Origin of the sequence: Thalassospira sp. MCCC 1A02491, from assembly GCF_001613785.1 — a bacterium.
Classification (GTDB): domain Bacteria; phylum Pseudomonadota; class Alphaproteobacteria; order Rhodospirillales; family Thalassospiraceae; genus Thalassospira; species Thalassospira povalilytica.
The window spans coordinates 88,269-111,126 of the sequence record NZ_LPVX01000004.1 but is presented as its reverse complement, the minus strand read 5'-3'; the positions used below and the strand labels follow the sequence as shown (position 1 = coordinate 111,126).

Annotated in this window: 21 protein-coding genes; 14 read left to right on the top strand and 7 right to left on the bottom strand. The window is 55.3% G+C overall.

Annotation, left to right across the window (positions count from 1 at the left end):
* Positions 1-51: 51 nt before the first annotated feature.
* A complete protein-coding gene (locus tag AUQ42_RS02645) occupies positions 52-1,644 on the bottom strand; it encodes an L-serine ammonia-lyase, iron-sulfur-dependent, subunit alpha (protein ID WP_068517434.1) in 1,593 nt (530 codons plus the stop codon).
* A gap of 166 nt (positions 1,645-1,810) precedes the next feature.
* Between AUQ42_RS02645 and AUQ42_RS02640 the strand changes: the two genes are divergently transcribed.
* Complete coding sequence (locus AUQ42_RS02640; protein ID WP_068517402.1) at positions 1,811-2,053, top strand: glycine zipper domain-containing protein; 243 nt, start codon at positions 1,811-1,813, stop codon at positions 2,051-2,053.
* 59 nt (positions 2,054-2,112) lie between these two features.
* On the opposite strand, the gene betA is transcribed toward AUQ42_RS02640, so the two are convergent.
* The 3 genes from betA to betI form a co-directional block, all read right to left on the bottom strand.
* Positions 2,113-3,795 carry a choline dehydrogenase gene (gene betA, locus AUQ42_RS02635; RefSeq protein WP_068517401.1) on the bottom strand — a complete coding sequence of 561 codons (1,683 nt, stop codon included), beginning with the start codon at positions 3,793-3,795 and terminating at the stop codon, positions 2,113-2,115.
* Positions 3,796-3,855: 60 nt separating this feature from the next.
* Positions 3,856-5,313, bottom strand: a complete 1,458-nt coding sequence (gene betB, locus AUQ42_RS02630; RefSeq protein WP_068517400.1) for a betaine-aldehyde dehydrogenase — start codon at positions 5,311-5,313, stop codon at positions 3,856-3,858.
* Between the two features lie 63 nt (positions 5,314-5,376).
* On the bottom strand, positions 5,377-5,967 hold the full coding sequence (gene betI, locus AUQ42_RS02625; RefSeq protein ID WP_068517399.1) for a transcriptional regulator BetI: 591 nt from the start codon (positions 5,965-5,967) through the stop codon (positions 5,377-5,379).
* A gap of 380 nt (positions 5,968-6,347) precedes the next feature.
* Between betI and AUQ42_RS02620 the strand changes: the two genes are divergently transcribed.
* From AUQ42_RS02620 to choV, 3 genes are all read left to right on the top strand, one after another.
* Positions 6,348-7,307, top strand: coding sequence for a choline ABC transporter substrate-binding protein (locus AUQ42_RS02620; protein ID WP_068517398.1), 960 nt, complete (start codon positions 6,348-6,350; stop codon positions 7,305-7,307).
* Between the two features lie 121 nt (positions 7,308-7,428).
* Entirely contained in the window at positions 7,429-8,277 is an 849-nt protein-coding gene (gene choW / locus AUQ42_RS02615) for a choline ABC transporter permease subunit (RefSeq protein WP_068517433.1), read from the top strand.
* Positions 8,278-8,279: 2 nt separating this feature from the next.
* Positions 8,280-9,476, top strand: a complete 1,197-nt coding sequence (gene choV / locus AUQ42_RS02610) for a choline ABC transporter ATP-binding protein (RefSeq protein WP_068517397.1) — start codon at positions 8,280-8,282, stop codon at positions 9,474-9,476.
* 64 nt (positions 9,477-9,540) lie between these two features.
* On the opposite strand, the gene moaD is transcribed toward choV, so the two are convergent.
* Together moaD and AUQ42_RS02600 are read right to left on the bottom strand one after the other, a co-directional pair.
* The gene (gene moaD, locus AUQ42_RS02605; RefSeq protein ID WP_068517396.1) at positions 9,541-9,792 is read right to left on the bottom strand and encodes a molybdopterin converting factor subunit 1; all 252 of its coding nucleotides are present in this window, start codon (positions 9,790-9,792) and stop codon (positions 9,541-9,543) included.
* A gap of 87 nt (positions 9,793-9,879) precedes the next feature.
* Entirely contained in the window at positions 9,880-10,824 is a 945-nt protein-coding gene (locus AUQ42_RS02600; protein ID WP_228195613.1) for a LysR family transcriptional regulator, read from the bottom strand.
* 171 nt (positions 10,825-10,995) lie between these two features.
* Here AUQ42_RS02600 and AUQ42_RS02595 point away from each other — a divergent pair, with 171 nt between their 5' ends.
* From AUQ42_RS02595 to AUQ42_RS02550, 10 genes are all read left to right on the top strand, one after another.
* Positions 10,996-11,868 carry an ABC transporter permease gene (locus AUQ42_RS02595; RefSeq protein WP_068517395.1) on the top strand — a complete coding sequence of 291 codons (873 nt, stop codon included), beginning with the start codon at positions 10,996-10,998 and terminating at the stop codon, positions 11,866-11,868.
* A 15-nt stretch (positions 11,869-11,883) separates the two neighbouring features.
* Entirely contained in the window at positions 11,884-12,699 is an 816-nt protein-coding gene (locus AUQ42_RS02590; RefSeq protein ID WP_068517431.1) for an ABC transporter permease, read from the top strand.
* A gap of 109 nt (positions 12,700-12,808) precedes the next feature.
* On the top strand, positions 12,809-13,963 hold the full coding sequence (locus tag AUQ42_RS02585; protein ID WP_068517394.1) for an extracellular solute-binding protein: 1,155 nt from the start codon (positions 12,809-12,811) through the stop codon (positions 13,961-13,963).
* A gap of 107 nt (positions 13,964-14,070) precedes the next feature.
* Positions 14,071-15,168 carry an ABC transporter ATP-binding protein gene (locus AUQ42_RS02580; protein WP_068517393.1) on the top strand — a complete coding sequence of 366 codons (1,098 nt, stop codon included), beginning with the start codon at positions 14,071-14,073 and terminating at the stop codon, positions 15,166-15,168.
* A 35-nt stretch (positions 15,169-15,203) separates the two neighbouring features.
* Positions 15,204-16,580 carry an aspartate aminotransferase family protein gene (locus AUQ42_RS02575; RefSeq protein WP_082817690.1) on the top strand — a complete coding sequence of 459 codons (1,377 nt, stop codon included), beginning with the start codon at positions 15,204-15,206 and terminating at the stop codon, positions 16,578-16,580.
* Positions 16,577-17,506 carry a 3-keto-5-aminohexanoate cleavage protein gene (locus AUQ42_RS02570; protein ID WP_068517392.1) on the top strand — a complete coding sequence of 310 codons (930 nt, stop codon included), beginning with the start codon at positions 16,577-16,579 and terminating at the stop codon, positions 17,504-17,506. The genes AUQ42_RS02575 and AUQ42_RS02570 overlap by 4 nt, the downstream gene beginning before the upstream one ends.
* Positions 17,507-17,574: 68 nt before the next feature.
* Entirely contained in the window at positions 17,575-18,633 is a 1,059-nt protein-coding gene (locus AUQ42_RS02565) for a histone deacetylase family protein (protein WP_082817689.1), read from the top strand.
* Entirely contained in the window at positions 18,630-19,775 is a 1,146-nt protein-coding gene (locus AUQ42_RS02560) for an FAD-binding oxidoreductase (RefSeq protein ID WP_068517391.1), read from the top strand. The genes AUQ42_RS02565 and AUQ42_RS02560 overlap by 4 nt, the downstream gene beginning before the upstream one ends.
* A gap of 48 nt (positions 19,776-19,823) precedes the next feature.
* Positions 19,824-21,110, top strand: coding sequence for an ArgE/DapE family deacylase (locus tag AUQ42_RS02555; RefSeq protein WP_068517390.1), 1,287 nt, complete (start codon positions 19,824-19,826; stop codon positions 21,108-21,110).
* Between the two features lie 42 nt (positions 21,111-21,152).
* A complete protein-coding gene (locus tag AUQ42_RS02550; RefSeq protein ID WP_068517389.1) occupies positions 21,153-21,500 on the top strand; it encodes a RidA family protein in 348 nt (115 codons plus the stop codon).
* A gap of 72 nt (positions 21,501-21,572) precedes the next feature.
* Here AUQ42_RS02550 and AUQ42_RS02545 read toward each other — a convergent pair whose 3' ends face one another.
* Positions 21,573-22,805, bottom strand: coding sequence for a bifunctional alpha/beta hydrolase/OsmC family protein (locus AUQ42_RS02545; protein WP_068517388.1), 1,233 nt, complete (start codon positions 22,803-22,805; stop codon positions 21,573-21,575).
* Between the last annotated feature and the right edge of the window lie 53 nt (positions 22,806-22,858).

Genomic DNA, 22,858 nt, shown 5'->3' with positions numbered 1-22,858 from the left:
AAAACAGGCAGGATGACAAATCCCGTCCGCCGTCATGGACGGAGTCCTGTCCTATTTGCCAAGACTTGCGGCTTCGACCATGCGCAAGGCGGTCTTGGTCGCAGCACAGCCACCGCGCGCCGTACAGCGCAAATCGGGATGCATCATTGCCCCGATCTTGACGGTTTGATCAACCAGTTCGTCATAGCCAAGAACCGCATCAAACCCGGCCAATACCGCCATCGCCGATGAAAAGGCATGCGAAACACCGGCCACATTGCGGGCATGGCACGGGATTTCAACGTCCCCGCCGACCGGATCACAAACCAAACCAAGAGTATTCATCAAACACATGCTGGCCGCATCAAAACATTGCTGTGCCGTCCCGCCATAGGCCTGGGTCACACCAGCCGCCGCCATTGCCGCCGATGCCCCGGTTTCAACCGAACATCCCCCGCATTCTGCGGCGAATGTCCCGCGTGCGGCAAACACCGCCCCGATCAATGCCATGACCTGAAGGGCGTCGGTTGCACCTTCGATATCAATGCCATGACGGATCAAACCATACAGCGTTCCGGGCACCACCCCGGCACTGCCCGCCGTCGGGGCAGCACAGACCAGCCCCCGATTGCTGTCACGTTCCATTGCCGAAAGCGCACCGGCAATCGCATCCTGCAACACCGGACCGCCCAGACCATCGGGCAAATTGGCATCGCGCACCTTGCGCGCCCGAAGGGTCAGGAACCGCATCACGTTATCTTCAGGTTTGGCATCAAATCCCTCGGCCACGACGCGCAGCATCAATTCGCACCGCTCACGAAACAGATCGCGGGTTGCTTGGCGCGACAGGCCAAGACGTTTGGCTTCAAGTGCCAGGGCCGCATCGGCAATCGATCCGCCTTCCTGCTGATCGGCAATCGCAATTACCGCATCGCTGGTTGAAAACAGATCATCCATCGCACAGACCGGATATTGCGATGCATCGGCAAAGCGCAGATCGGTCACGCCATCGCGTTTGGCGACTTGCCCCAGAATGTCCATCGCGGGCACGGATTGCAGGGAAACTTCAATGCGTGTGTGTTTCTGATCGACAGCCACCCCCAGCAACATATTGCCACCACCGGCCAGCATTTCGGCAATGGTGTCGGCATCCGTTACCGCTGCCTCACCCCAGACAAAGACGCTTGCGGTTTTCCCGGTCAGAAACAGGGCCTCGCCATTCATACTGTCGATGTAATACATCCCGCCGCCAACCGACGCCCCGGTATAAAGATCGGTGCGCTGCCCGCCATCTTGCGTTTGCAGGGTCAGTTCAAGATCAACCCGGTTGGGATGGTTGTTGTTATCAAGTTCGGTGACCTCGATTGCGAAATGGAACCCTTCACCGCGTTCCACCCGCCCCAGAATGTCACGGTAATCCGCATCGGTCAGCTTGGCCCCGTAAAGACCGGCGGCAAAGTTTTCATCCGAACTTTGCGCCTTGTAGCAAGGGGCGAACGAGCCGCGCGGATCGAACCGCACCACCGCCTTTTTCAGGACCTCGCCATTAGAACATGAAAGTTCGCGCACCAGCTTTGCCATCATATAGGGCGCGGCACAGTGCGAACTTGAAGGCCCGCGCATCACGGGGCCGATCACGGAATTAAGCAGACTGATTTCTTGCATGGCGGGACTTCGGATGATTGCGGGAAACAACATGCGCATTGCATACAATATTCCATGATGATCACCCGCCATTGCGGCAATTGCAATCTACTTATCTTGCAAACCGGTTCGCGCTTGCGCATTATTGCCCCTTAATCTCACCCTTTGCACAGCGGATGATCCGGTAATGTCGATGTCAATTTGCCTGCTTGTCGGGACGCTTTCGGGTACTGCTGCCGGTATTTTTCTGGGCACAGTTACCGGAAACCATGCCCCATATATCGCAATGGGAACAGCCATGGGCAGCGCGATCGGCACCGCCATCGGTGCGGGGTTGCACCACAGACTGCGTGATGGTGTTGGTGGTGGCAATGGTGACCGCCCGGTCCAGCGGCGCGACCTGCCCCGTGCCAGATCACGGCGTCGATAACATCGCACCAGATAAAAAAAGCCCCTGACCAATGATCAGGGGCTTTGACGTTATGGCTGTTAACGTTGCTTTGTTTCCCATTCGGGATGGACAAAGAACGGCGCGTTTGATGGCGGTAACGGATCGCGTCCGCGAATAATGTCGGCAGCCTTTTCACCGATCATGATCGTTGGCGCATTCAGGTTACCCGTGGCAATCGACGGCATGATCGAACTGTCGACCACACGAAGGCCTTCGATGCCATGCACGCGGGTCTTTTCGTCGACCACGGACATGTCATCACTGCCCATCTTGCACGAACAGGACGGGTGATAGGCACTTTCGGCATGATCAGCGACCCAGGCGTCAATCTGCTCGTCCGTCTGGATATCCTTGCCCGGTGCGATTTCCGCCCCGCGCAGATCGGCGAAGGCGTCCTGACCAAAGATTTCGCGGGTCAGACGCACCGATGCGCGCATTTCTTCCCAGTCTTCCGGGTGGCTCATATAATTCGGATCAATGATCGGGCGATCTTTGGGATCGCTTGATGCCAGTCGCACAGTGCCGCGCGACTTGGATCGCATCGGTCCGACATGGGCCTGGAAACCATCCTTTTCAGCGGCCTTTGACCCGTTATAGTTAATCGCCGCCGGCATGAAGTGATATTGCAGATCCGGGTGTTTGACACCGGCTTTGGACCGGATAAAGCCACCTGCTTCAAAGTGGTTGGTGGCACCAAGACCGGTTTTGAACAGATACCATTCCAGACCGATTTTGAATTTGCTCCACGGATCAAGCTTGCTGTTGAGGCTGATCGGTTTGGTGCATTCCATCTGAACATAAAGTTCGAGATGATCCTGAAGGTTTTCACCAACACCTGGCAAATCATGGACAACATCAATGCCATGTTCGCGCAGATGGGCCGCCGGACCAACACCAGACAGCATCAAAAGTTTCGGCGAATTGATCGATCCGGCAGATACGATGACTTCACGGTCAACAAGTACGCGTTTGAGTTCACCCTGATGGATGAAATCAAGTCCGATCGCACGCTTTCCTTCAAAAACAATGTTTTGCGCAAAGGCCTTATGATAAACGGTTAGGTTCGGGCGTTTCATTGCCGGATGCAAATAGGCCCGTGCCGTGGACCAGCGCCGGCCTTTATAGACCGTCATATCCATGGTTCCCAAACCTTCCTGGCGATAGCCGTTCTGATCCGGGGTGAATTCATATCCGGCCTGTTGACCGGCCTTGATCCAGGCTTTGTGCAACTCATTCCGGCACGCACCGGTGGTCACATGAAGCGGACCGTTGCCGTGATACTCGTCGCCGCCCGGGTCTTCATTGCGGGTATCGGCCTTGCGGAAATAGGGCAGACACCGCGCATAGTCCCAATCCTTGAGCGCCGGGTCTTCTTCGGCCCAGCGATTGTAATCCAGTGCATGACCGCGCACATAGGCCATGCCATTGATCGAACTTGAACCGCCAAACACCCGTCCGCGCGGGGTTTCCATCCGGCGATTGTTCAGGTTGGGCTGCGGCGTTGTCCAATAGGCCCAGTTATAGGTTTCCGACTGCATCGGATAGGAAAGTGCGGTCGGCATATGAATACGCCAATCCCACCAATGATCCTTGGGTCCGGCTTCAACCACCAGCACCTTGACGTCGGCATCTTCGGTCAGCCGGTTGGCAAGCACGGCACCGGCAGAACCGGAACCGACAATCACATAATCGAATTTTTCAGTCGTCGTTGGGGTCGTCATATCTGATCCCTTGTTTCTTCAAGCAGTGTGGGCAGCCCGTCACATCAACAATGATGGCGATCAATAAGGCGCCTCGACATCGCCGGTTTCGACATAAACCGACTTGATACGGGTGTAATGTTCGATTGCCGCCCGACCGTTTTCACGTCCGACACCGGATTTCTTCACCCCGCCAAACGGCATTTCGATCGGCGTGATGTTATAGGTGTTGATCCAGCAGGTGCCGGCCTCAAGACGGGCAACAACGCGGTGACCACGCGACAGGTCCCTGGTGAACACGCCCGCAGCAAGACCATACTGGGTATCGTTGGCGCGCTTGATGACTTCGTCCTCGTCACTAAATGTCAGGACAGACATGACCGGACCAAAGATTTCCTCGCGCACGATGGTCATATCGTCGCGGCAGTCGGTAAAGATCGTCGGGGCGACAAAAAGCCCGCCGTCGGGCATGCCATCGGTGACAGCATGGCCACCCAGAACGCATTTTGCCCCTTCCTGCTTGCCCTTTTCGATATAGGACATGACCTGATCGAACTGGGTTTTGGTCACAATCGGACCAACCTGGGTTTCCGGCTTTTCCGGATCGCCAAGAACAAGGTTTTTCGACCGCGCGATCAGTTTTTCAATGAAGGCATCGGCAACGCTTTCATGGACAAAAACCCGCGTCCCGTTCGAGCAAATCTGGCCTGACGAATAGAAATTCGCCATCTGCGCACCGGAAACCGCGTTATCAAGATTGGCATCTTCAAACACGATCATTGGCGATTTGCCGCCAAGCTCCATGGTCACGGCCTTCATGCCGCCCGCCGCAACCGATGCAACCTTTGCCCCGGTCGCCGCCGAACCGGTCAGCGATACCTTGTCGACACCCGGATGTTCGACAAGCGACGCGCCACATTCGCGCGCACCTTGCACAACGTTATAAACCCCGTCGGGAAGACCGGCTTCCTGCAAGGCTTCTGCCACCGCAATCGCCGAAAGCGGTGTTACCTCGGATGGTTTGTAGACGACCGCATTGCCACAGGCCAAAGCCGGTGCCGCCTTCCAGCAGGCGATCTGGATCGGATAGTTCCAGGCACCAATGGCAGCACAAACACCAACGGCCTCGCGCCGTGTATAGGCAAAGTTCCCGGCAAGATCGATATGTTCCCCGGCAAGGCTTCCGGCGACACCGGCAAAATATTCCAGGCATTCGACACCAGAAATCACATCGACAATTTCGGTTTCCTGGATGGCGCGACCGGTATCACGGGTTTCAAGCAAGGCCAGTTCATCATTGCGATCACGCAAAATCTGGGCGGCCTTGAACAGAATGCGGGCCCGTTCGGCAGCCGGGGTATTTTTCCAGATTTCAAACCCGGCGCGCGCAGCCTTTACGGCGGCATCCACGTCACCCGCCGTGCTTTCATGTCCCTTGGCAAGAACCGTATTGGTTGCCGGGTTCAGGGTCACCATTTCGGCCCCGGAACCGGCAGTTTTCTTGCCATTCATGAAATTCTGAATCTGGTAAAGGCTCATTTCAAAACTCCTGCGGGCCGCACCGGATCCGGGCAGCCCAAAACTTTGTGTGTTTGCTTGTCTTCAGCGCGCGGGCGAATTGGCCAGATAAAGGCGCATCATATCGAGCACCATTTCGCGCGCCCCTTTGACATCGGCACGTCCGTCCGACAGACCGGAACGCACCCAGATGCCATCAATCATTGCCGCGATTGCAGTCGCGATTTCATCTGCCCGCTGCACAGTGGTCAGCTGGCGCAGCTCGTGGCGCAGATTGGACGCCAGTCGCTGAAAATAGATATTGTTGATACGGCTCAGCGCCTTTGAAAACGGCACCTGCGCCCAGAAGGACAACCACGCCACAGTGACTTGCGGGGTGAACTGTTCTTCGTTGAAGTTGGTGTTCACGATCGCTTCGAGCCGTTCATGCGGGGTCTTTGCCTTGGCCAAGCGCGACAGGTAATCCTTGCGCAATTCCTGCATCAAGAACCGCATGGTGGCTTCGAGAAGTGCGTTCTTGCCGCCGAAATAATGCGAAATGATGCCCGACGACATACCCGCCGCATTGGCGATACGCGCAATTGTCGTATCGGCAAATCCGTGACGATGAATGGTTTCAATCGTCGCGTCGATCAACTGCCTGCGGCGCACAGGCTGCATACCAACCTTGGGCATTCACATCATCCAATTCAAAGCGATCCAAAGGGTTAAGCACAGTCACAACAAGCTGCGATGCAGTTTTTAACCCTTCGCAATTGACGTCTGACGAATATGCTGTATTTTAATTGAACAATCAATCAATAAAAACACGTCGTCTTTCGCGGCGCGTTCAGCAAAGGACAGGATCCCTTGTTGCGCAGCATTGCGACCGTTTTTGTGATTATTCCGGTCCATACCAACAGGTTCGAGGGAGCCTGATGGCGTGGCTCTGGGCGAGTGTTAGCGACCTTTTACATTACGTTGATGTTCGTCTGGCCTCCGGAACCGAGAGTCTGATGACCGCTTGTTCGCAGTCATTAGTAACCGTTAGGTCCACACAAGGGAGAACCAGAAACATGACCAAACTTTCCACTTTCGGCCGCCTTCTTGGCAGCACCATCGTTGCCACCACCCTTCTGGGTGCCGCATCTGCCAAGGCCGCCGATAGCGAAGCCTGCAAAACCGTGACATTTTCCGATGTTGGCTGGACCGACATTACGGCCACCACGGCAACCGCATCTGTCATTCTTGAAGCACTGGGCTATGACGCAGAAACCGAATTGCTGTCTGTTCCGGTCACCTATACCAGCCTTGCCAATGGCGACGTGGATGTCTTCCTTGGCAACTGGATGCCGACCATGGCAGCAGACATTCAGCCCTATCTCGACAAGGGAACGGTTGTTTCGACCGGTGCCAATCTTGAAGGTGCGAAATACACCCTTGCGGTCAGCAAGAATGCTTATGATGCAGGCCTGAAAGATTTCGCTGACATCGCCAAATTCAAGGACGAACTTGATGGCGAAATTTACGGCATCGAGCCGGGCAATGACGGCAACCGCCTGATTCAGGACATGATCGATGGCGACCAGTTCGGTCTGGGCGAATTCGAACTTGTTGAATCCTCCGAACAGGGCATGCTGGCAGAAGTCAAACGCAAGTCCGCACGCGATCAGTTCATCGTCTTCCTTGGCTGGGAACCCCATCCGATGAATGCGAAATACGACATGGCCTATCTTGATGGTGGCGATGATGTATTTGGCCCGAACTTTGGCGGTGCCACGGTTCACACCAACCTGCGTGCCGGTTACACCGACGACTGCCCGAATGCCGGCAAATTCGTCACCAACCTGAAATTCAGCCTCGCCATGGAAAACGAAATCATGGACGCGATCCTGAACGAAGGCACCGACCCGGCAAAAGCAGCCGCAACCTGGATCAAAGCCAATCCGGATGCTGCCTATGCATGGCTTGACGGCGTCACCACCTTTGACGGTGGCGATGCAAAGGCCGCGCTCAAAAGCGAACTTGGCCTTTAAGTCCGGCAAATGACCGGGCCCTGCCCGATTTTGCTATAATGCTGATACGCCCGCGCCCCGCATGGGCTTTGCGCGGGCGTATCGCATCTTTATTTACTTTGAAAACAACGGAAATATTCCCATGGAATGGCTCACGGAAACAAAGATTCCGCTGGGACAGTGGATATCGTCCTTGATGGATGGTCTGAACGAACATGCTGATTTCGTTTTTTATACCATCTCGGATGTTCTTGAATTCATTATTGAAAACACCATCGATTTTCTGGTGTGGTTGCCGCCGCTATTGATTATTGCCGGTTTTGGCGCCCTGGCGGCTGTTTTGCACAAATCCTGGAAGCTGACGGCTTTCACCGTTCTGTCCCTGCTTTTGATTGTCAATCTGGGCTATTGGGAAGAAACGATGGAGACGCTGGCTCTGGTGATTTATGCGTCGCTGTTCTGCATGGTGATCGGCGTGCCGCTTGGCGTGGCATCGGCCCATCGGCCGTGGCTTTATCAGGCCATGCGCCCGGTTCTTGATCTTATGCAGACGATCCCGACGTTCGTGTATCTGATCCCGACCCTTATTCTGTTTGGTCTGGGGGTTGTTCCGGGTCTGATTTCAACCGTGATCTTTGCCATCGCCGCCCCGATCCGCCTGACCCATCTGGGTATTTCAAGCACACCCAAGGCCTTGCTTGAAGCCGGTGAAAGTTTCGGCTGCACCCCGCGCCAGCTTCTGTTCAAGGTCGAATTGCCATCAGCAATGCCGTCAATCATGGCGGGCCTGACCCAATGCATCATGCTGTCGCTTTCCATGGTTGTGATCGCAGCCCTGGTCGGTGCCGACGGCCTTGGCAAACCGGTGGTGCGCGCACTTAACACCGTGAATGTCGCCCAGGGTTTCGAAGCGGGCCTTGCAATTGTGATTCTGGCCATTGTGCTTGATCGCATTTGCCGTCGCGAAAACACCGAAACAACGGGGCAGTGATCATGACCAATGCTGTTGAATTCGATAATATTGATGTGATCTTTGGCGACCGTCAGGCTGAATCGCTCAGACTGCTGGATGAAGGCAAAACGCGCGCTGAAATCGCCGAGGCAACCAACAACGTTCTTGGCGTTGCCGATGTCAGCTTCAACGTTCCCGAAGGCGAGATTTGCGTTCTTATGGGGCTTTCAGGGTCTGGCAAATCATCGCTTCTGCGCTGTGTGAACGGACTGAACACCGTGTCGCGCGGATCGTTGCGGGTGCGCGATGGCGACTGGATGGCCGATGTCACCAAATGCGATGGCCCGACATTGCGCAAGCTGCGCCGTGAATGCGTTGCCATGGTGTTCCAGCAATTCGGGCTGCTGCCATGGCGTACGGTTGCGGAAAATGTCGGCTTCGGGCTTGAGCTGCGCGGTATGGGCAGCAAGGAACGCCGTGACATCGTCAATGAAAAACTGGCACTGGTCGGGCTTGATGAATGGGCGGACAAATATGCCCATGAATTGTCCGGTGGCATGCAACAGCGTGTCGGCCTTGCCCGCGCCTTTGCGACCGATGCACCGATCCTTTTGATGGATGAACCGTTTTCGGCCTTGGATCCGCTGATCCGTAACCGGCTTCAGGACGAGTTGCTTGATCTTCAGGAAAAGCTCAACAAGACCATTCTGTTTGTCAGTCATGATCTTGACGAAGCCATGAAGCTTGGCAATTCGATCGCAATCATGGAAGGCGGCTATGTGGTTCAGCATGGCACCCCCGAAGACATCGCATTGCGTCCGGCCAATGAATATGTTGCCGACTTTGTCGCCCATATGAACCCGGTCAATATCCTGCGCGGTCGCGCCATCATGCAGCGTGTTGCCAAGGATCAGCGCAACGGTTCGGGTGATCTTCAGATCGAAGATGAAAACATCCGGATCACCCTTGAAAACGGTGTTGTGCGTGCCGCAACCAATGGTGCGCGCGGGGAGCTGAAGCTGATCAATTATGACGGCAGCCTTCCGGCCGATCTGGATCCGACCGACAATACGATCATCTTTGTCGCCAAGGATGAGGTGCTGCTTAAGGATCTGATTGATATGCGGTCCATCACCCAGAACCCGGTCATTCTGACCCGCGAGGGCAAGATTTCCGGAACGCTGGGCCGCAAGGAGTTCTTTGACAGTCTGACGCAGACGGCAACGGTCGCGGACTGACGCCCCGAAATAGTATGATGATTAAAGGGCGTCGCAAATTTGCGGCGCCCTTTTTGTATGATGATTAGCCGCCCGTGACCGGCGGAAACAGCGCGATCTCGCGGGCTTTGGTCACATCGGCATCGGATGTTGCATATTCCTGATCGACCGCAACACGGATGATCGCGGGATCGGCAAGGGCATTGGCGAAATTTTCGCCACGTTCGGGAAGCCAGGCCAAAAGCCCGTCAACGGTTTTGACATGATCAGGCAGATCAATGTCTTCTTCGCCAAAACCGATGCGGTCCTTGACCCACGAAAAATAGACCAGTTTCATAAGTGTTCCTGATGGCAAGATTGAATTTGGCGCCATGCTTGCGCAATCGCCCCCAAGACGCAAGTCCCGAAGCCGTGAACGATCCCGTCAGGGATAGACAAAATATCCATCGGGGGCATTTTCAAGGCGCGCGGTCAGGTTATCGATGAAAAACCGTTCCGCCCGGCTGAGCGACATGCGCGGGTTGGTTACAAGATAGATATCAATAGCAGGCGGCGCGTCATAAGGGGGTAAACGCCACAACTGGCCGCGTTCGGTGGCGTTTTGCACCACATGGATCGGCAGTGGCCCGATGCCAAGCCCCGCATTGATCAGACGCCGGACTTCTTCAAGATGGGGACTTACCGCAACGACCTTCCCCTTCATCCCCTGCTGGGCGCGCAGAATGGCCACCGGGGCCAGTGCATCCGTCAACTGGTCAGTGGAAAACGACACGAATGCTTCGCTGCGCAAATCGGCAAGCGTCAGGTCCCTTTTTCCGAACAAATGATGGGTCGGCCCACAGAAAAAGCCGAAATGTTCGCGGTACAGCCTGCGATATTCAAGCCTGGGGTGCTGTTCCTTGACCAGACAGATGCCAAAACTTGCCTGTTGTGAAAGCACCTGATCAATCACATGCATCGAGGTCGCGACATTGATTTCATAGGTCACTTCGGGATGGGACCGGTTGAAATCAAACAGCGCATCATCAAGAGGCGGAAACACCACATGACTGGCCAGCCACAAATGCAGATGCCCGGTCAATTGATTACCGCTATCAGACATCACATCGGACAATCGCCCGATCGCCCCACAGATTTCGCGACATTCATGATAAAGCGCCAAGCCCTGCTCGGTGACTTCAAACCGCCCGCGTTCGCGGTCAATCAGGCGCGCACCGATTTGATCTTCAAGCCGTTTCAGGGCGTTGCTGACACTGGGCTGTCGCAATAAAAGCCGGTTGGCCGCCCCGGTTATCGAGCGTTCTTCGACAATGACGGTGAATGTGTGCAACAGGTTCCAGTCAAACTGGCGGCGCATCAATTCGTTCATTTCATCCCCCGGACCGGTATGGTCAGCCATCCCATAGTTATTGGCTATGGGATCTATTCTACTTATCTATTTGCGCTATGCGCAAGTCTGGGGTGAAATGGTTCCAGAAAATATTTCAACGGCCAAATAACCGCGCACGGCATCGCCGGAGCACAATAACGGGAGGCATAAATGGCCGCAGATATCGCCGGGGCGCGTCGCGCACCCTGGATGCTGTTATCGCCATCACTGGCAACAGTCGGGCTGCTTTTGATCATCCCGATGCTGTTTATCGTCGTCTATTCGTTCTGGTTGCGCACCTCAACCGGGGCCGATCAGGTCGGCTTTTATCTTGATAACTGGATCGAGGTCCTTGGCGACCGGTTCTATCGCGATATTCTGTTTCAAACCTTTGCCATTGCCTTTTACACCACGGTGATCTGTGCGCTGGTTGGGTATATCCCGGCCTATTTCGTTGCCAATACACCGATGAAATCAAAGGCGTTTCTGCTTTTGATGCTGATGCTGCCATTCTGGATCAGCTACATCATCCGCACCATGTCATGGATCAATATTCTGGGCACGTCGGGCGCACTTAATACCGTGATGCTGTCAATTGGCATCATCGATGAACCGATCCAGATGCTATATAACCAGACCACGGTTGTGCTGGGACTGGTACATTATCTGCTGCCTTTCATGATCCTGAACGTTTATGTCAGCCTTGATGGCATTGACAAGAACCTGACCGAAGCAGCCCAAAGCCTTGGCTGCACCGGATTTCAGGCCTTTCGCGAAGTCACCTTGCCACTCTCGCTTCCCGGTCTGGCGGCGGGGTCGCTTCTGTGCTTTGTGCTGGCGGCGGGGACCTATATCACCCCGATTGTTCTGGGCGGCCCACGCGATGCGATGTTCGCCAATCTGGTGTTTGAAGCCATCGTCACCCAGTTGAACTGGCCGCTTGGATCGGCACTTTCACTCGTCCTGCTGGCCCTTCTGGGCGCGCTGGTCGTCATTTACACCCGCTATCTCGGCATCGATCAGATCGCCAAGAGCTTCAAGTAAGGGAGGTATATGACAATGTCCGGCTGGTCGATGATCCGTATTGCCACGATCCTTGTTTATCTGTTCCTGTTTGCCCCTGTTGCCGTGGTGATCCTTCTGGCATTCAACGCCAATCAGTTTGGCGGATTTCCGATCGAAGGGTTTTCACTGCGCTGGTTCGAAGCGCTTTGGAACAATGATGCCATCGTAAGGGCGTTCAAAACGTCCCTGTTGCTGGGCCTTTTGACCAGTGCGGTGTCAACAACGCTTGGCACCATGGCTGCCCTTGCCATGGTGCGCTATGACTTCCCCGGGAAACGGACGATCTCGACCTTGCTGGTTGCGCCGATCCTGATCCCCGAAGTGGTTCTTGCGGTTGCGTTGCTGTTGTTCCTTCAGGCGCTTTCCATGCCCAAAAGCTTTGGCCTGCTTTTGATGGGGCATGTTGTCTTTACCCTGCCCTTTGTGGTGCTTGTGGTTCAGGCGCGTCTGGTATCGATCCGCCGCGACGTTGAAGAAGCCGCCATGAGCCTGGGGGCCACCCCGGTTCAGACATTCTTTGAAATCACCCTGCCGCTGATGCTGCCGGCCGTGATGGCCGGGATGCTGTTTTCCTTTACGATTTCCTTTGATGACATCACCGGCACCCTGTTCTGGAAACCGGGTGGTGTGGAAACAGTCCCGACCCAGATTTTTGCCATGCTGCGCAACTCCATCAGCCCGGAAATCAACGCGCTTGGTGCGGTCATGGTGATCTTTACCATCGCCCTTCCGCTGATTGCCGCATCGATTGCGCGGGTCATGTCCGCACGCAAGTTTCGGGCATCAAACCGCAAGACACAGACTGCCTAGTGGATTTCGAATATCGCGGGTAACCGCCAAAACCAACAACAAGACCAAAAGACCAACGACCAAGAACAAAACCGATAACGGAACAAATTGTTTTATCAGGAGGCCTTAAATGGACGATACGAAACGCTATGAACGCCTGCTTAATCGTTACCGTGATGGCGATATCAGCCGTCGCACATTCCTGACCGCCCTTGGCGCGGCCGGTGTTGTTGCCGGTGTCACCGGCGGCCCGATGGGCATGCTTGCCAAAAATGCGCGCGCAGCCACCCCGGAACAGGTCCGCTTTGACGGTTGGGGCGGCGTCGTTTCCGAGGCATTCGAAAAATATGCCTTCGCGCCCTATACCCAGAAAACCGGCATCAAGGTCATTTCCGGCACCTTTGGCGGGGCAGATGAATATATCGCACGCGTCAAGGCCGGCCAGCCGGGCGAATTCAACCTTGCCCACCTGTCAGGTGTATTTGACTATGCGCGCTATCACGGTCTGGAACTGACATCCGAACTGAACGAAGCCAATATCCCGAACCTTAAAAACGTGATCCCGACCCTGATTGATCCGCTGCGCAAGATCAGTGACGGCACGCTTTCGGCGGTTCCGTATGATTACGGCACCACGGGCATTGCCTATAACCGCAAATATATCAGCGACGACGAAGCCAAGGCCAAGGGTGCCAAGCTGATGGTCGATGAGGCCTATAAAGGCAAGATTGGCGGTTGGGGTGAATGGAAAACCCGTATCTGGTACGGCGCGCTTCAGTCCGATCAGGACCCGAACAATATCAAGGATATCGATGCGGTTTGGGACATGATCCGTTCGCACCGTGATCTGGCCCTTAAATACTGGAGTTCGGGCGCGGAACTGATGAGCCTTCTGGCCGAAGAAGAAATCTATGTCACCGAAGGCTGGTCGGGCCGTATCAAGGCGCTTCAGGATCAGGGCCATGACATTGGTTATCTTGATCCGGCGGGTGGTCTTGGCTGGCAGGAATGTCTGTTTGTTCTGCGCGGCAGCCCGATGGCCGCCTGTGAAGAACTTCTGAACTTCATGCTTGAACCCGAAGTGGCGATTGCAGTTGCCGAAGGTCAGAGCTACCCACCGGCCCTTGACCCGAACAAGGTCGATCTTGGCAAAATCATCCCGACCCTGCCAGCGTTCGACCCGAAAGGCACGCTTGCATCGCTTAGCTTCTTTGATCCGGCATACTGGAACGAAAACGAAGCTGACTGGTCGAAAACCTTCTCTCGTGTGCAGCGCGGCTATTAAGGCCCGATTGCACACCTGAACCTGTGTCCTGGCCTTCGCACAACCGGCCAGGACACATCTGCCCCGCAATGGCGGCAGGCACATTTATTCTGACAGGGTATCTAACAATGGCAGACACAACCAACGCTGTTGAACTGCAAAATGTCGTGAAACGTTACGGGGAATTCACCGCGGTCAAACGCATGGATCTGACCGTACCTGATAACAGCTTTGTCACCTTCCTTGGCCCGTCGGGCTGTGGCAAGACGACAACCTTGCGCATGATTGCAGGTCTGACCGACGTTACCGAGGGTGATTTGCTGATCCGGGGCAAACGGGTCAACAGTCTTCCGATCCATAAGCGCAATCTTGGCCTTGTGTTTCAGAACTACGCCCTGTTCCCGCACAAGACGATTTTCGACAATATCGCCTTTGGCCTGAAATACCGCAAAGTCGCCAAGGCCGACATTGCCAAGAAAGTTACCGACGCGCTTGAACTGGTGCAACTTCCCCATGTGGCGGACCGGTATCCCAATCAGCTTTCCGGCGGCCAGCAACAGCGTATTGCGCTTGCGCGTGCGATTGTGATCGAACCCGATGTGCTGTTGCTTGATGAACCGCTATCCGCCCTTGATGCAAACCTGCGCGAAGAAATGCGGGTCGAGCTTAAACGCATTCAACGCGAACTGGGCGTTGCAACCGTCTTTGTCACCCATGACCAGTCAGAGGCCCTTGCCATGTCTGACAAGCTGGTGGTGATGAATAACGGCATCGTCGAACAGGAAGGCGCCCCGGAAGATGTTTATAACAATCCGGCATCCGCATTCGTTGCCGACTTCCTGGGACATTCCAACATTATTGCCGCAAACCTTGGCAGCCCGGATGCGGCCTTTACCAGTGTTAATCTGCAAAGTGGTGAAACGCTTTTGACCACAGCGGAACAAACCGCCAAGGCCAACGGATCAAAGGATGTCCGTGCGGTCATCCGTGCGGAAAAGATTGAACTGTCAGATCAAAACAGCGCCAAGGAGGGCAGCATCGCCATTCCCGGCAAGATCAAGACAGTCGATTATCTTGGCCAGCAGGCCCGATATTTCGTTACGGCCAATGGCCGTGACTGGCAGGTGATCAATCCGATTGATGCCCGCCCCCATCAGGAAGGTGCCGATATCTTTATGCATATCGCGGCACGTAATTGTGTGTTGTTGCCCGGTCATCAGGACTAAGGATCGCTGATACCGGTTCAGGAGAGCCACCATAAATGACGCATGATATGAAAAATCCGGTCGGTCATAACCGGGAATCCCGCCTGTTTTATCAAAGCCGGTCGCGCCGCCCGCTGATTGACCGCGCCGAAGGCGTTTATATGTGGGACGTCGATGGCAAACGCTATATCGATGCGTCCAGCGGGGCGATGGTCAGCAATATCGGCCATAGTGATCCGCGCGTGATTGCCGCGATGAATGCACAGCTTGAAAAGGCAAGTTTCGCCTATCGCCTGCATTTTGAAAATGACGCGGCCGAAAACCTTGCCTGGCGGTTGGCCGAACGTGCACCGGGCGATCTTGAACGGGTGTTCTTTGTTTCGGGCGGGTCCGAGGCAGTTGAAAGCTGCATCAAGCTTGCCCGCCAATACGCACTGGCCAAGGGCGAACCCCAGCGCACCAAAGTCATTTCACGGTTCCCAAGCTATCATGGCTCCACCCTTGGTGCGCTTGCCCTGACCGGCTATACGCCGATGCATGCGCCGTTCGCGCCGATGATGGTCGATCAACCCAAAATCCCTGCCCCGACCTGTTATTTGGATCGTGATGATCTGTCCGATCATGATCGCGGCATCAAATATGCCAACATGCTCGAAGCAGAGATCATCAAACAGGGTCCGGAAACCGTTCTTGGTTTCATCATGGAACCGGTTGGCGGGGCGGCAACCGGCGCGCTGGTTGCACCGGATAGTTATTATGGCCGCATCCGCGAGATTTGCGATCAATACGGTATTCTTCTGATCTATGACGAGGTCATGACAGGGGCCGGTCGGACCGGCAAATATTTTGCCTGCGAACATTGGGGCATCACGCCCGATATCCTTGCCGTTTCCAAGGGGTTGGCCGCGGGTTATGCGCCGCTTGGTGCGATGATTGCGCCCGATCGTATTGTCGGCCCGGTTCTTGATCATGGCGGGTTTATCCATGGCTATACCTATGCCGGGAACCCGCTTGCCTGTGCGGCGGGGAATGCGGTTCTTGATGTGATTGATGAAGACGGTCTTCTTGAAAATGCCGCAACAAGCGGTGCGGCATTGAAAGCCGAACTTTCCAAGCTGTCAGATGAATTCACCATGATCGGCGATGTACGCGGCAAGGGATTGTTGCTTGCGGTTGAACTGGTCAAGGATCGCAAATCCATGGAACCGCTTGATCCCAAACATATGGCGGCCGCCCGACTGGTCGATATCGCCTATGACAAGGGATTGATCATTTACTGGCGCCGTACACGCGGCGGATATCGGGGCGATCACGTGATGGTCTGCCCGCCCATGACCATCAAGCCCGAACAGTTCGACGACATTATGGTGCCATTGCGTGCCGCCCTTGCCGAACTTCAGGATGAACTTCTCGTCGCCGGAGCCTTTTCATGAGCCGGAAAGTTATCATCACCTGTGCGGTTACCGGATCGGTTCACACCCCGTCCATGAGCCCTCATTTGCCCATCACACCCGATGAAATCGCCAGGCAGGCGATTGATGCGGCCAATGCCGGCGCATCGATCCTGCATCTGCATGCCCGTGATCCCAAGACCGGCTTTCCAAGCCCGGATCCCGACCTGTTCATGGATTTCCTGCCCAAGATCAAGGCCGCAACCGATGCAGTGATCAATATCTCGACCGGCGGCGGCATGACCATGACGGTCAAGGACCGCATTCGTGCCGCCACCCATGCATCACCGGAAATGGCGTCGCTCAATATGGGGACGATGAATTTCGGACTGTTTCCGGCCCTTGCGGGACGCAGCGAATGGAAACATGACTGGGAACCGGAATTTCTTGAAAGCAGCCGCGACTTTGTTTTCAAAAACACGTTTTCCGACATCGAAACCATTCTGGCCGACCTTGGCGAAGCCAACGGCACGCGGTTCGAATTTGAATGCTATGACGTCGGCCATCTTTATACCCTTGCCCATTTCGTTGACCGCGACCTGATCAAGGGCCCGATCTTTATCCAGTTTGTGCTGGGTGTTCTGGGCGGGATCGGGGCCGATCCCGATAACCTTGCCCATCTGAAACGCACCGCCGACAAGCTGTTTGGTGATCAATACCAGTTCTCGGTTCTGGGGGCCGGTCGTCATCAGATGCCGCTTGCCAGCATGGCAGCCGCGATGGGCGGCAATGTCCGGGTCGGACTTGAAGACAATCTTTATCTGCGCAAGGGCGAACTTGCGCCGGACAACGCATCACAGGTTCGCAAAATCCGCGAAATCCTGGACGGGTTGTCACTTGAAATCGCAACACCGGACGAGGCGCGTGCGATTTTGGGGCTTAAAGGGGCTGACAAGGTCGCCTTCTAGCCCGCCTGAAACGACGAACCAGTTGATACGACAACCGTTTATCCACGTAACAGTGAAAGGCGGCAGCGATGATGCGTGCCTATTTCTCAGACGATCAGTTACGCCACCACGGCAAGACATTCATTGTCGCGGGCGAGAAAAAGCCGATCCCCGAAGTCCCCGAACGCGCCGAAATCCTGCATACGGCAATTGCGCGGCTGGGGCTTGAGGTCTGTGCACCATCAGATGCGGGCATGGCCCCGATTGCCGCCATTCATGACAATCAATATCTGAATTTCCTGCAAACCATTTACCCGGAATGGATTGCCGCAGGCGGGTCGGAGCTGGTGATCCCCAACATTCACCCGTTTGATCGTAATGGCCCCTACCCGCGCCATCATGCCGGCAAGGCCGGTTTTCATCTGGGTGATACATCCTGCCCGATATCGGAAACCACGTGGCAATCGGCCTATGCCAGTGCGCAAACCGCGATTTCAGCCACCCGTCATGTACGTGATGGCGGTGCGCAATCGGCCTATGCGCTGTGTCGTCCGCCCGGACATCACGCCAGTTCCAACCTTGCCGGCGGGTTCTGTTATCTGAATAACAGTGCGATTGCCGCACAGGAATTGCGCAAAAAACATGACCGGGTGGCGATCCTTGATGTCGACCTGCATCATGGCAACGGCACCCAGCATATTTTCTATGAACGGTCCGATGTGCTGACCCTTTCGATCCATGCCGACCCGATGGATTTTTATCCATTCTTCTGGGGCAATACCGAAGAAATCGGTGCCAAGGACGGGGTTGGTTTTAACAAGAACTATCCATTGGCACTGGGCAGTGGAGATGACGTGTTCCTTGCCGCACTTGATCGGGCGATGGCCGCGATTGACGAATTCGGGGCCGATGCGGTGGTGGTCGCACTTGGTCTTGATGCATCGCGCGATGATCCGTTTGGCGGCCTTGCTGTCAGCCCGGATGGTTTTTCCAGGATCGGTGAAAAAATTGGCACCCTTACCTGCCCAACCGTGATAGTGCAGGAAGGTGGTTATGTTAGCGTCACGCTGGCAGAAAACCTGTATCAGTTTCTAAGCGCCTTTGGCGCCACCAACAAAAACATTTCGATATCAGAAGGCCCCAAATGACCCATTCAGACATCCTGATTATTGGCGGCGGCATCGCCGGTATGTCGGCCGCATATTTTCTGGCCAAGGCGGGAAAATCCGTAACCGTTCTGGAGCGCGAAGATCAGCCGGGCTATCACAGCACCGGACGGTCCGCCGCCCTTTATAGCGAAACCTATGGCCCGAAAATCATCCGCAAGATGTCGACGGCAAGTCGCGATTTCTTTTTGAACCCGCCAGCCGGTTTTACCGAAAACCCGATCCTGACCCCGCGCGGGATCATCATGTATGCCGGGCCAGGCGAAGAAGCCGAACTTGATGCCCTGATTTCCGAGGGCAGGGCAAACGGCGCGAATTTTACAGAACTGACCCCGGATGCGCTTAAGGAAATCGTACCGATCCTTAATACCGATCTGATCGCCAAGGGTGCGCATGAACCCGATGCGATGGACATTGATGTTCATGCCCTTCACTGGGGCTTTATCCGTCAGTTCAAGGCCGTGGGTGGCAATCTTGTCATCAAGGCCGATGTCAGTGCGATTGCCAAAGCCGGTGATAACTGGCAGGTCACCCTTGCCAATGGCGATGTTCATAGCGGTGCAATCCTTGTGAATGCCGCAGGTGCCTGGGCCGATGACATCGCCACCAAGGCCGGTGTCAAACCGCTTGGCATTGTGCCAAAACGCCGGACTGCCGTGATGGTGGATGCGCCCGATGGCATGGATATTCATGGTCTTCCGATGGTCGCGGCCCTTGACGAAAGCCTGTATTTCAAGGAAGACGCAGGCCGGTTGCTGGTATCGCCCGCCGATAAAACCCCGACCGAACCCCATGATGTCCAGCCCGAAGAACTTGATATCGCCATTGCGATTGACCGTCTGATGACCGCGACCAGCGTTGTGGTCCGTCGCCCGGGTGAATCCTGGGCCGGGTTGCGCAGCTTCTTTGCTGATGGCGATCCTGTTTCAAGCTTTGATCCGCAAGATGACAGCTTCTATTGGCTGGCAGGCCAGGGTGGCTATGGCATTCAGACAGCCCCCGCCATGGGTGAATATGCCGCAAGCCTGATCTGTGGCAACGGCATTCCGGCCCATATGGAAAAGCTTGGAGTAAGCGAAGATGCCCTGTCGGCAAGCCGCCCGACACTTGCATCTGGGAAATGATCAAATACCGGCAGGGATGAAAGCCCCCCGCCTGATGGAGAAAACAGCATGACCGGTTTTGATCGCGCCACCCTTCGCAAGGCGGTTGCCGACCGCACATCACAGGCGATTGATGATCTTTGCGCATTGGTGCGTCATGACAGTCTTTTGGGCAATGAAGCATCGGCGCAAGACTGGATCGCCGATCAGTTTACCCAAATGGGACTGGATGTTGAACGTGTGACGATCGACATCGACGCATTGCGCGATCAGCCGGGCTTTTCCCCGCCGGTTATTGACACCTATGACGGACGCGAAAATGTTGTCGGCTTGCACCGCCCGAAAAATCCGACCGGTCGCAGCCTGATCCTGAACGGGCATATGGATGTAGTGCCGACCGGACCGGTCGATCAATGGCGTCGCGGTCCGTTTGATCCGCATGTCGATGGTGACTGGCTTTATGGACGCGGTGCCGGTGATATGAAGGCCGGTATCATTGCCTATTGCCATGCCCTTCGGGCACTTCATGATATCGGGCTTGAACCCGCCGCCCCGGTCACCCTGCAATCGGTGATCGAGGAAGAATGCACCGGCAATGGTGCACTTGCCTGTCTTCATGCCGGGTATCGTGCCGATTGCGCGATCATTCCCGAACCGTTCAACCAGACGCTTATGACCGCACAGCTTGGTGTAATGTGGTTCCAGATCCATGTATCGGGAAGCCCGGCGCACGTTCTGGATACCTCGGCCGGGAGCAACGCGATTGAGGCGGCCTTTGGCTTTTTTGAAGTTCTCAAAGAAGTCGAAGATATCTGGAACCATCCGACCGACCGGCACTGTGCATACGGGGCGCATGTTCACCCCGTGAACTTCAACCTTGGCAAGATCGAAGGCGGTGAATGGGCATCAACCGTGCCACCGGTATGTACGGCCGATATCCGTGTCGGTTTCTATCCGGGGATGGAGCTTGCAAAAGTGCGCGAAACCATCGAGATGGTCAGGCAAAGCGCGCTTGATAATCATCCGGCCTGCAAGGGTGCAAAGATCGACATCACCTATCGGGGTTTTCAGGCCGAAGGATGCGAGATGGATACCAATCATCCGATGATGACGATGATTGGCGATATCCATCAGGAAGTGACCGGAAACGCGATTAAAAACTATGCCTCGACCGCGACCACGGATGCCCGTTTCTTCCAGATTTACGGCAATATCCCGGCCACCTGTTACGGGCCCAAGGCCGAACGGATTCACGGCATTGATGAACGGGTTTCAATCGCATCGATGATGGAAGTCACCGAGGTCCTTGCGCTGTTCATTGCAGACTGGTGCGGTGTGCAAAAGCGTGGTAGCTAAACCCGAATAAATTATTCAATTTTGTCACCAAAGGAGAGCTTCATGAGCGTTCAACGTTTCCACACCGGCCCGCGTATGAGCCAGGCCGTTGTTCACGGCAACACCATCTATCTTGCAGGCCAGGTTGGCGATCCCAAAAGCGACGTGACCAACCAGACCAAAGAATGCCTGGCAAAGGTTGACGCGCTTCTGGCCGAATGCGGTTCGAGCAAGGAAAACATCCTGTCGACCACCATCTGGCTGGCTGACATGAAAGACTTCGCTGCCATGAACGAAATCTGGGATGCTTGGGTACCGCAGGGCCACACCCCGGCGCGTGCATGCGGCGAGGCAAAGCTTGCCACCCCGGAATACCTTGTCGAATTCATCGTGGTTGCGGCAAAACCGTAATCGGATCGATCCGAACACAAAAGCCCGGCATATCCCCATATGCCGGGCTTTTTTTGTTTGGGATGCCTCGGGTCAAGCCCCGTGTTCCCGGGTCACGATGACGGAACTGGCTTCCGGTGTCCGATGGACCGGGCATTTATCCGCGATTTCAAGCAGCCGTTTGCGCACGTCATCGGTAAAATCACCATGCAGGGTGATCAGGCGGTCAAACCGGTCAATCTTGCCCGACTTGCCGATTTTTTCCGACGCACATTCGGCGCAATCATCCGCGTGAACTTTCTGATGGCGGATTTCGACCCGGATACCATCAACCGGTATTTGTTTGTGATCGGCATACATGCGAAGCGTCATGACCGTACAGGCCCCAAGCCCAGCCGCAAGAAAATCATAGGGTGACGGACCGCTGTCAAACCCGCCGACATTTTCCGGCTCGTCGGCAATCATGCGATGCTGCCCGGCAATGACCATCGACTGGAATTTGCCAAGACCGGTTTCGCGCACCACCACGCCTTCGGCCGGTTCCGGAATGTCTTCCACGGCTTTTGGAATATAACGCGTCGCCCATGCGGCAATCACCGTTGCCACATATTGGGCATCATCGGGATTGCGCAGCAAATGATCCGCATCATCAAGGGAGACAAAGCTTTTGGGATGTTTGGCCGCATCATAAATCCGCCCGGCATTTTCAATCCCCACCGTCTGATCCATCGGCGCATGCAAAACCAGCAACGCCTTGTGCAGCCTGGCCACCGATTTTTCGATGCTGTGATTGCGCAGATCATCGACAAACTGCCGCTTGATCACAAAGGGACGCCCGCCAAGCGATACTTCCGCCTGCCCGTCGCGGTCGATATCGGCAAGGTAATCGTCAAAATTATGGGTGACATGTTCGACATCGGCCGGGGCACCGATGGTGGCAATTGCCGTTGCCTCGGGCACGCTATCGGCCACGGCAAGAACCGCCGCGCCGCCCAGCGAATGGCCTATCAAAAGTTTTGGCGCGGCAAATTCATGACGCATGAAATCTGCTGCACGTCGCAGATCTTCAAGGTTCGATGTAAAATTGGTCGATGAAAAATCTCCACCCGATCCACCAAGCCCGGTAAAATCAAATCGCAAAACGCCGATCCCCTGCAAGGTCAGGGACTGGGCAATTTTACGCGCCGCAGTCAAATCCTTGCTGCAGGTAAAGCAATGGGCAAACAGCGCATAGGCCCGCACCGGCCCGACCGGCAAATCAAGCCTTGCGGCCAGTTCCGCCCCGTGGGCACCTTCGAATGTCAGTTTGATGGGCTTGACCGGCATTGTTTCCTCCGCGTTTGCAAACGAAAAACGGCTTTGATTACATGGAATTCACG

Excerpts from the sequence above, each read along its gene's own strand:
- AUQ42_RS02560 (WP_068517391.1), top strand. The coding sequence starts at position 18,630 with ATGACCCATTCAGACATCCTGATTATTGGCGGCGGCATCGCCGGTATG.
- moaD (WP_068517396.1), bottom strand. The coding sequence starts at position 9,792 with ATGAAACTGGTCTATTTTTCGTGGGTCAAGGACCGCATCGGTTTTGGC.
- AUQ42_RS02565 (WP_082817689.1), top strand. The coding sequence starts at position 17,575 with ATGATGCGTGCCTATTTCTCAGACGATCAGTTACGCCACCACGGCAAG.
- AUQ42_RS02575 (WP_082817690.1), top strand. The coding sequence starts at position 15,204 with ATGACGCATGATATGAAAAATCCGGTCGGTCATAACCGGGAATCCCGC.
- AUQ42_RS02570 (WP_068517392.1), top strand. The coding sequence starts at position 16,577 with ATGAGCCGGAAAGTTATCATCACCTGTGCGGTTACCGGATCGGTTCAC.
- choW (WP_068517433.1), top strand. The coding sequence starts at position 7,429 with ATGGAATGGCTCACGGAAACAAAGATTCCGCTGGGACAGTGGATATCG.
- choV (WP_068517397.1), top strand. The coding sequence starts at position 8,280 with ATGACCAATGCTGTTGAATTCGATAATATTGATGTGATCTTTGGCGAC.
- betI (WP_068517399.1), bottom strand. The coding sequence starts at position 5,967 with ATGCCCAAGGTTGGTATGCAGCCTGTGCGCCGCAGGCAGTTGATCGAC.
- betA (WP_068517401.1), bottom strand. The coding sequence starts at position 3,795 with ATGACGACCCCAACGACGACTGAAAAATTCGATTATGTGATTGTCGGT.
- AUQ42_RS02545 (WP_068517388.1), bottom strand. The coding sequence starts at position 22,805 with ATGCCGGTCAAGCCCATCAAACTGACATTCGAAGGTGCCCACGGGGCG.
- betB (WP_068517400.1), bottom strand. The coding sequence starts at position 5,313 with ATGAGCCTTTACCAGATTCAGAATTTCATGAATGGCAAGAAAACTGCC.
- AUQ42_RS02585 (WP_068517394.1), top strand. The coding sequence starts at position 12,809 with ATGGACGATACGAAACGCTATGAACGCCTGCTTAATCGTTACCGTGAT.
- AUQ42_RS02595 (WP_068517395.1), top strand. The coding sequence starts at position 10,996 with ATGGCCGCAGATATCGCCGGGGCGCGTCGCGCACCCTGGATGCTGTTA.
- AUQ42_RS02600 (WP_228195613.1), bottom strand. The coding sequence starts at position 10,824 with ATGAACGAATTGATGCGCCGCCAGTTTGACTGGAACCTGTTGCACACA.
- AUQ42_RS02645 (WP_068517434.1), bottom strand. The coding sequence starts at position 1,644 with ATGCAAGAAATCAGTCTGCTTAATTCCGTGATCGGCCCCGTGATGCGC.
- AUQ42_RS02550 (WP_068517389.1), top strand. The coding sequence starts at position 21,153 with ATGAGCGTTCAACGTTTCCACACCGGCCCGCGTATGAGCCAGGCCGTT.
- AUQ42_RS02620 (WP_068517398.1), top strand. The coding sequence starts at position 6,348 with ATGACCAAACTTTCCACTTTCGGCCGCCTTCTTGGCAGCACCATCGTT.
- AUQ42_RS02580 (WP_068517393.1), top strand. The coding sequence starts at position 14,071 with ATGGCAGACACAACCAACGCTGTTGAACTGCAAAATGTCGTGAAACGT.
- AUQ42_RS02555 (WP_068517390.1), top strand. The coding sequence starts at position 19,824 with ATGACCGGTTTTGATCGCGCCACCCTTCGCAAGGCGGTTGCCGACCGC.
- AUQ42_RS02640 (WP_068517402.1), top strand. The coding sequence starts at position 1,811 with ATGTCGATGTCAATTTGCCTGCTTGTCGGGACGCTTTCGGGTACTGCT.
- AUQ42_RS02590 (WP_068517431.1), top strand. The coding sequence starts at position 11,884 with ATGTCCGGCTGGTCGATGATCCGTATTGCCACGATCCTTGTTTATCTG.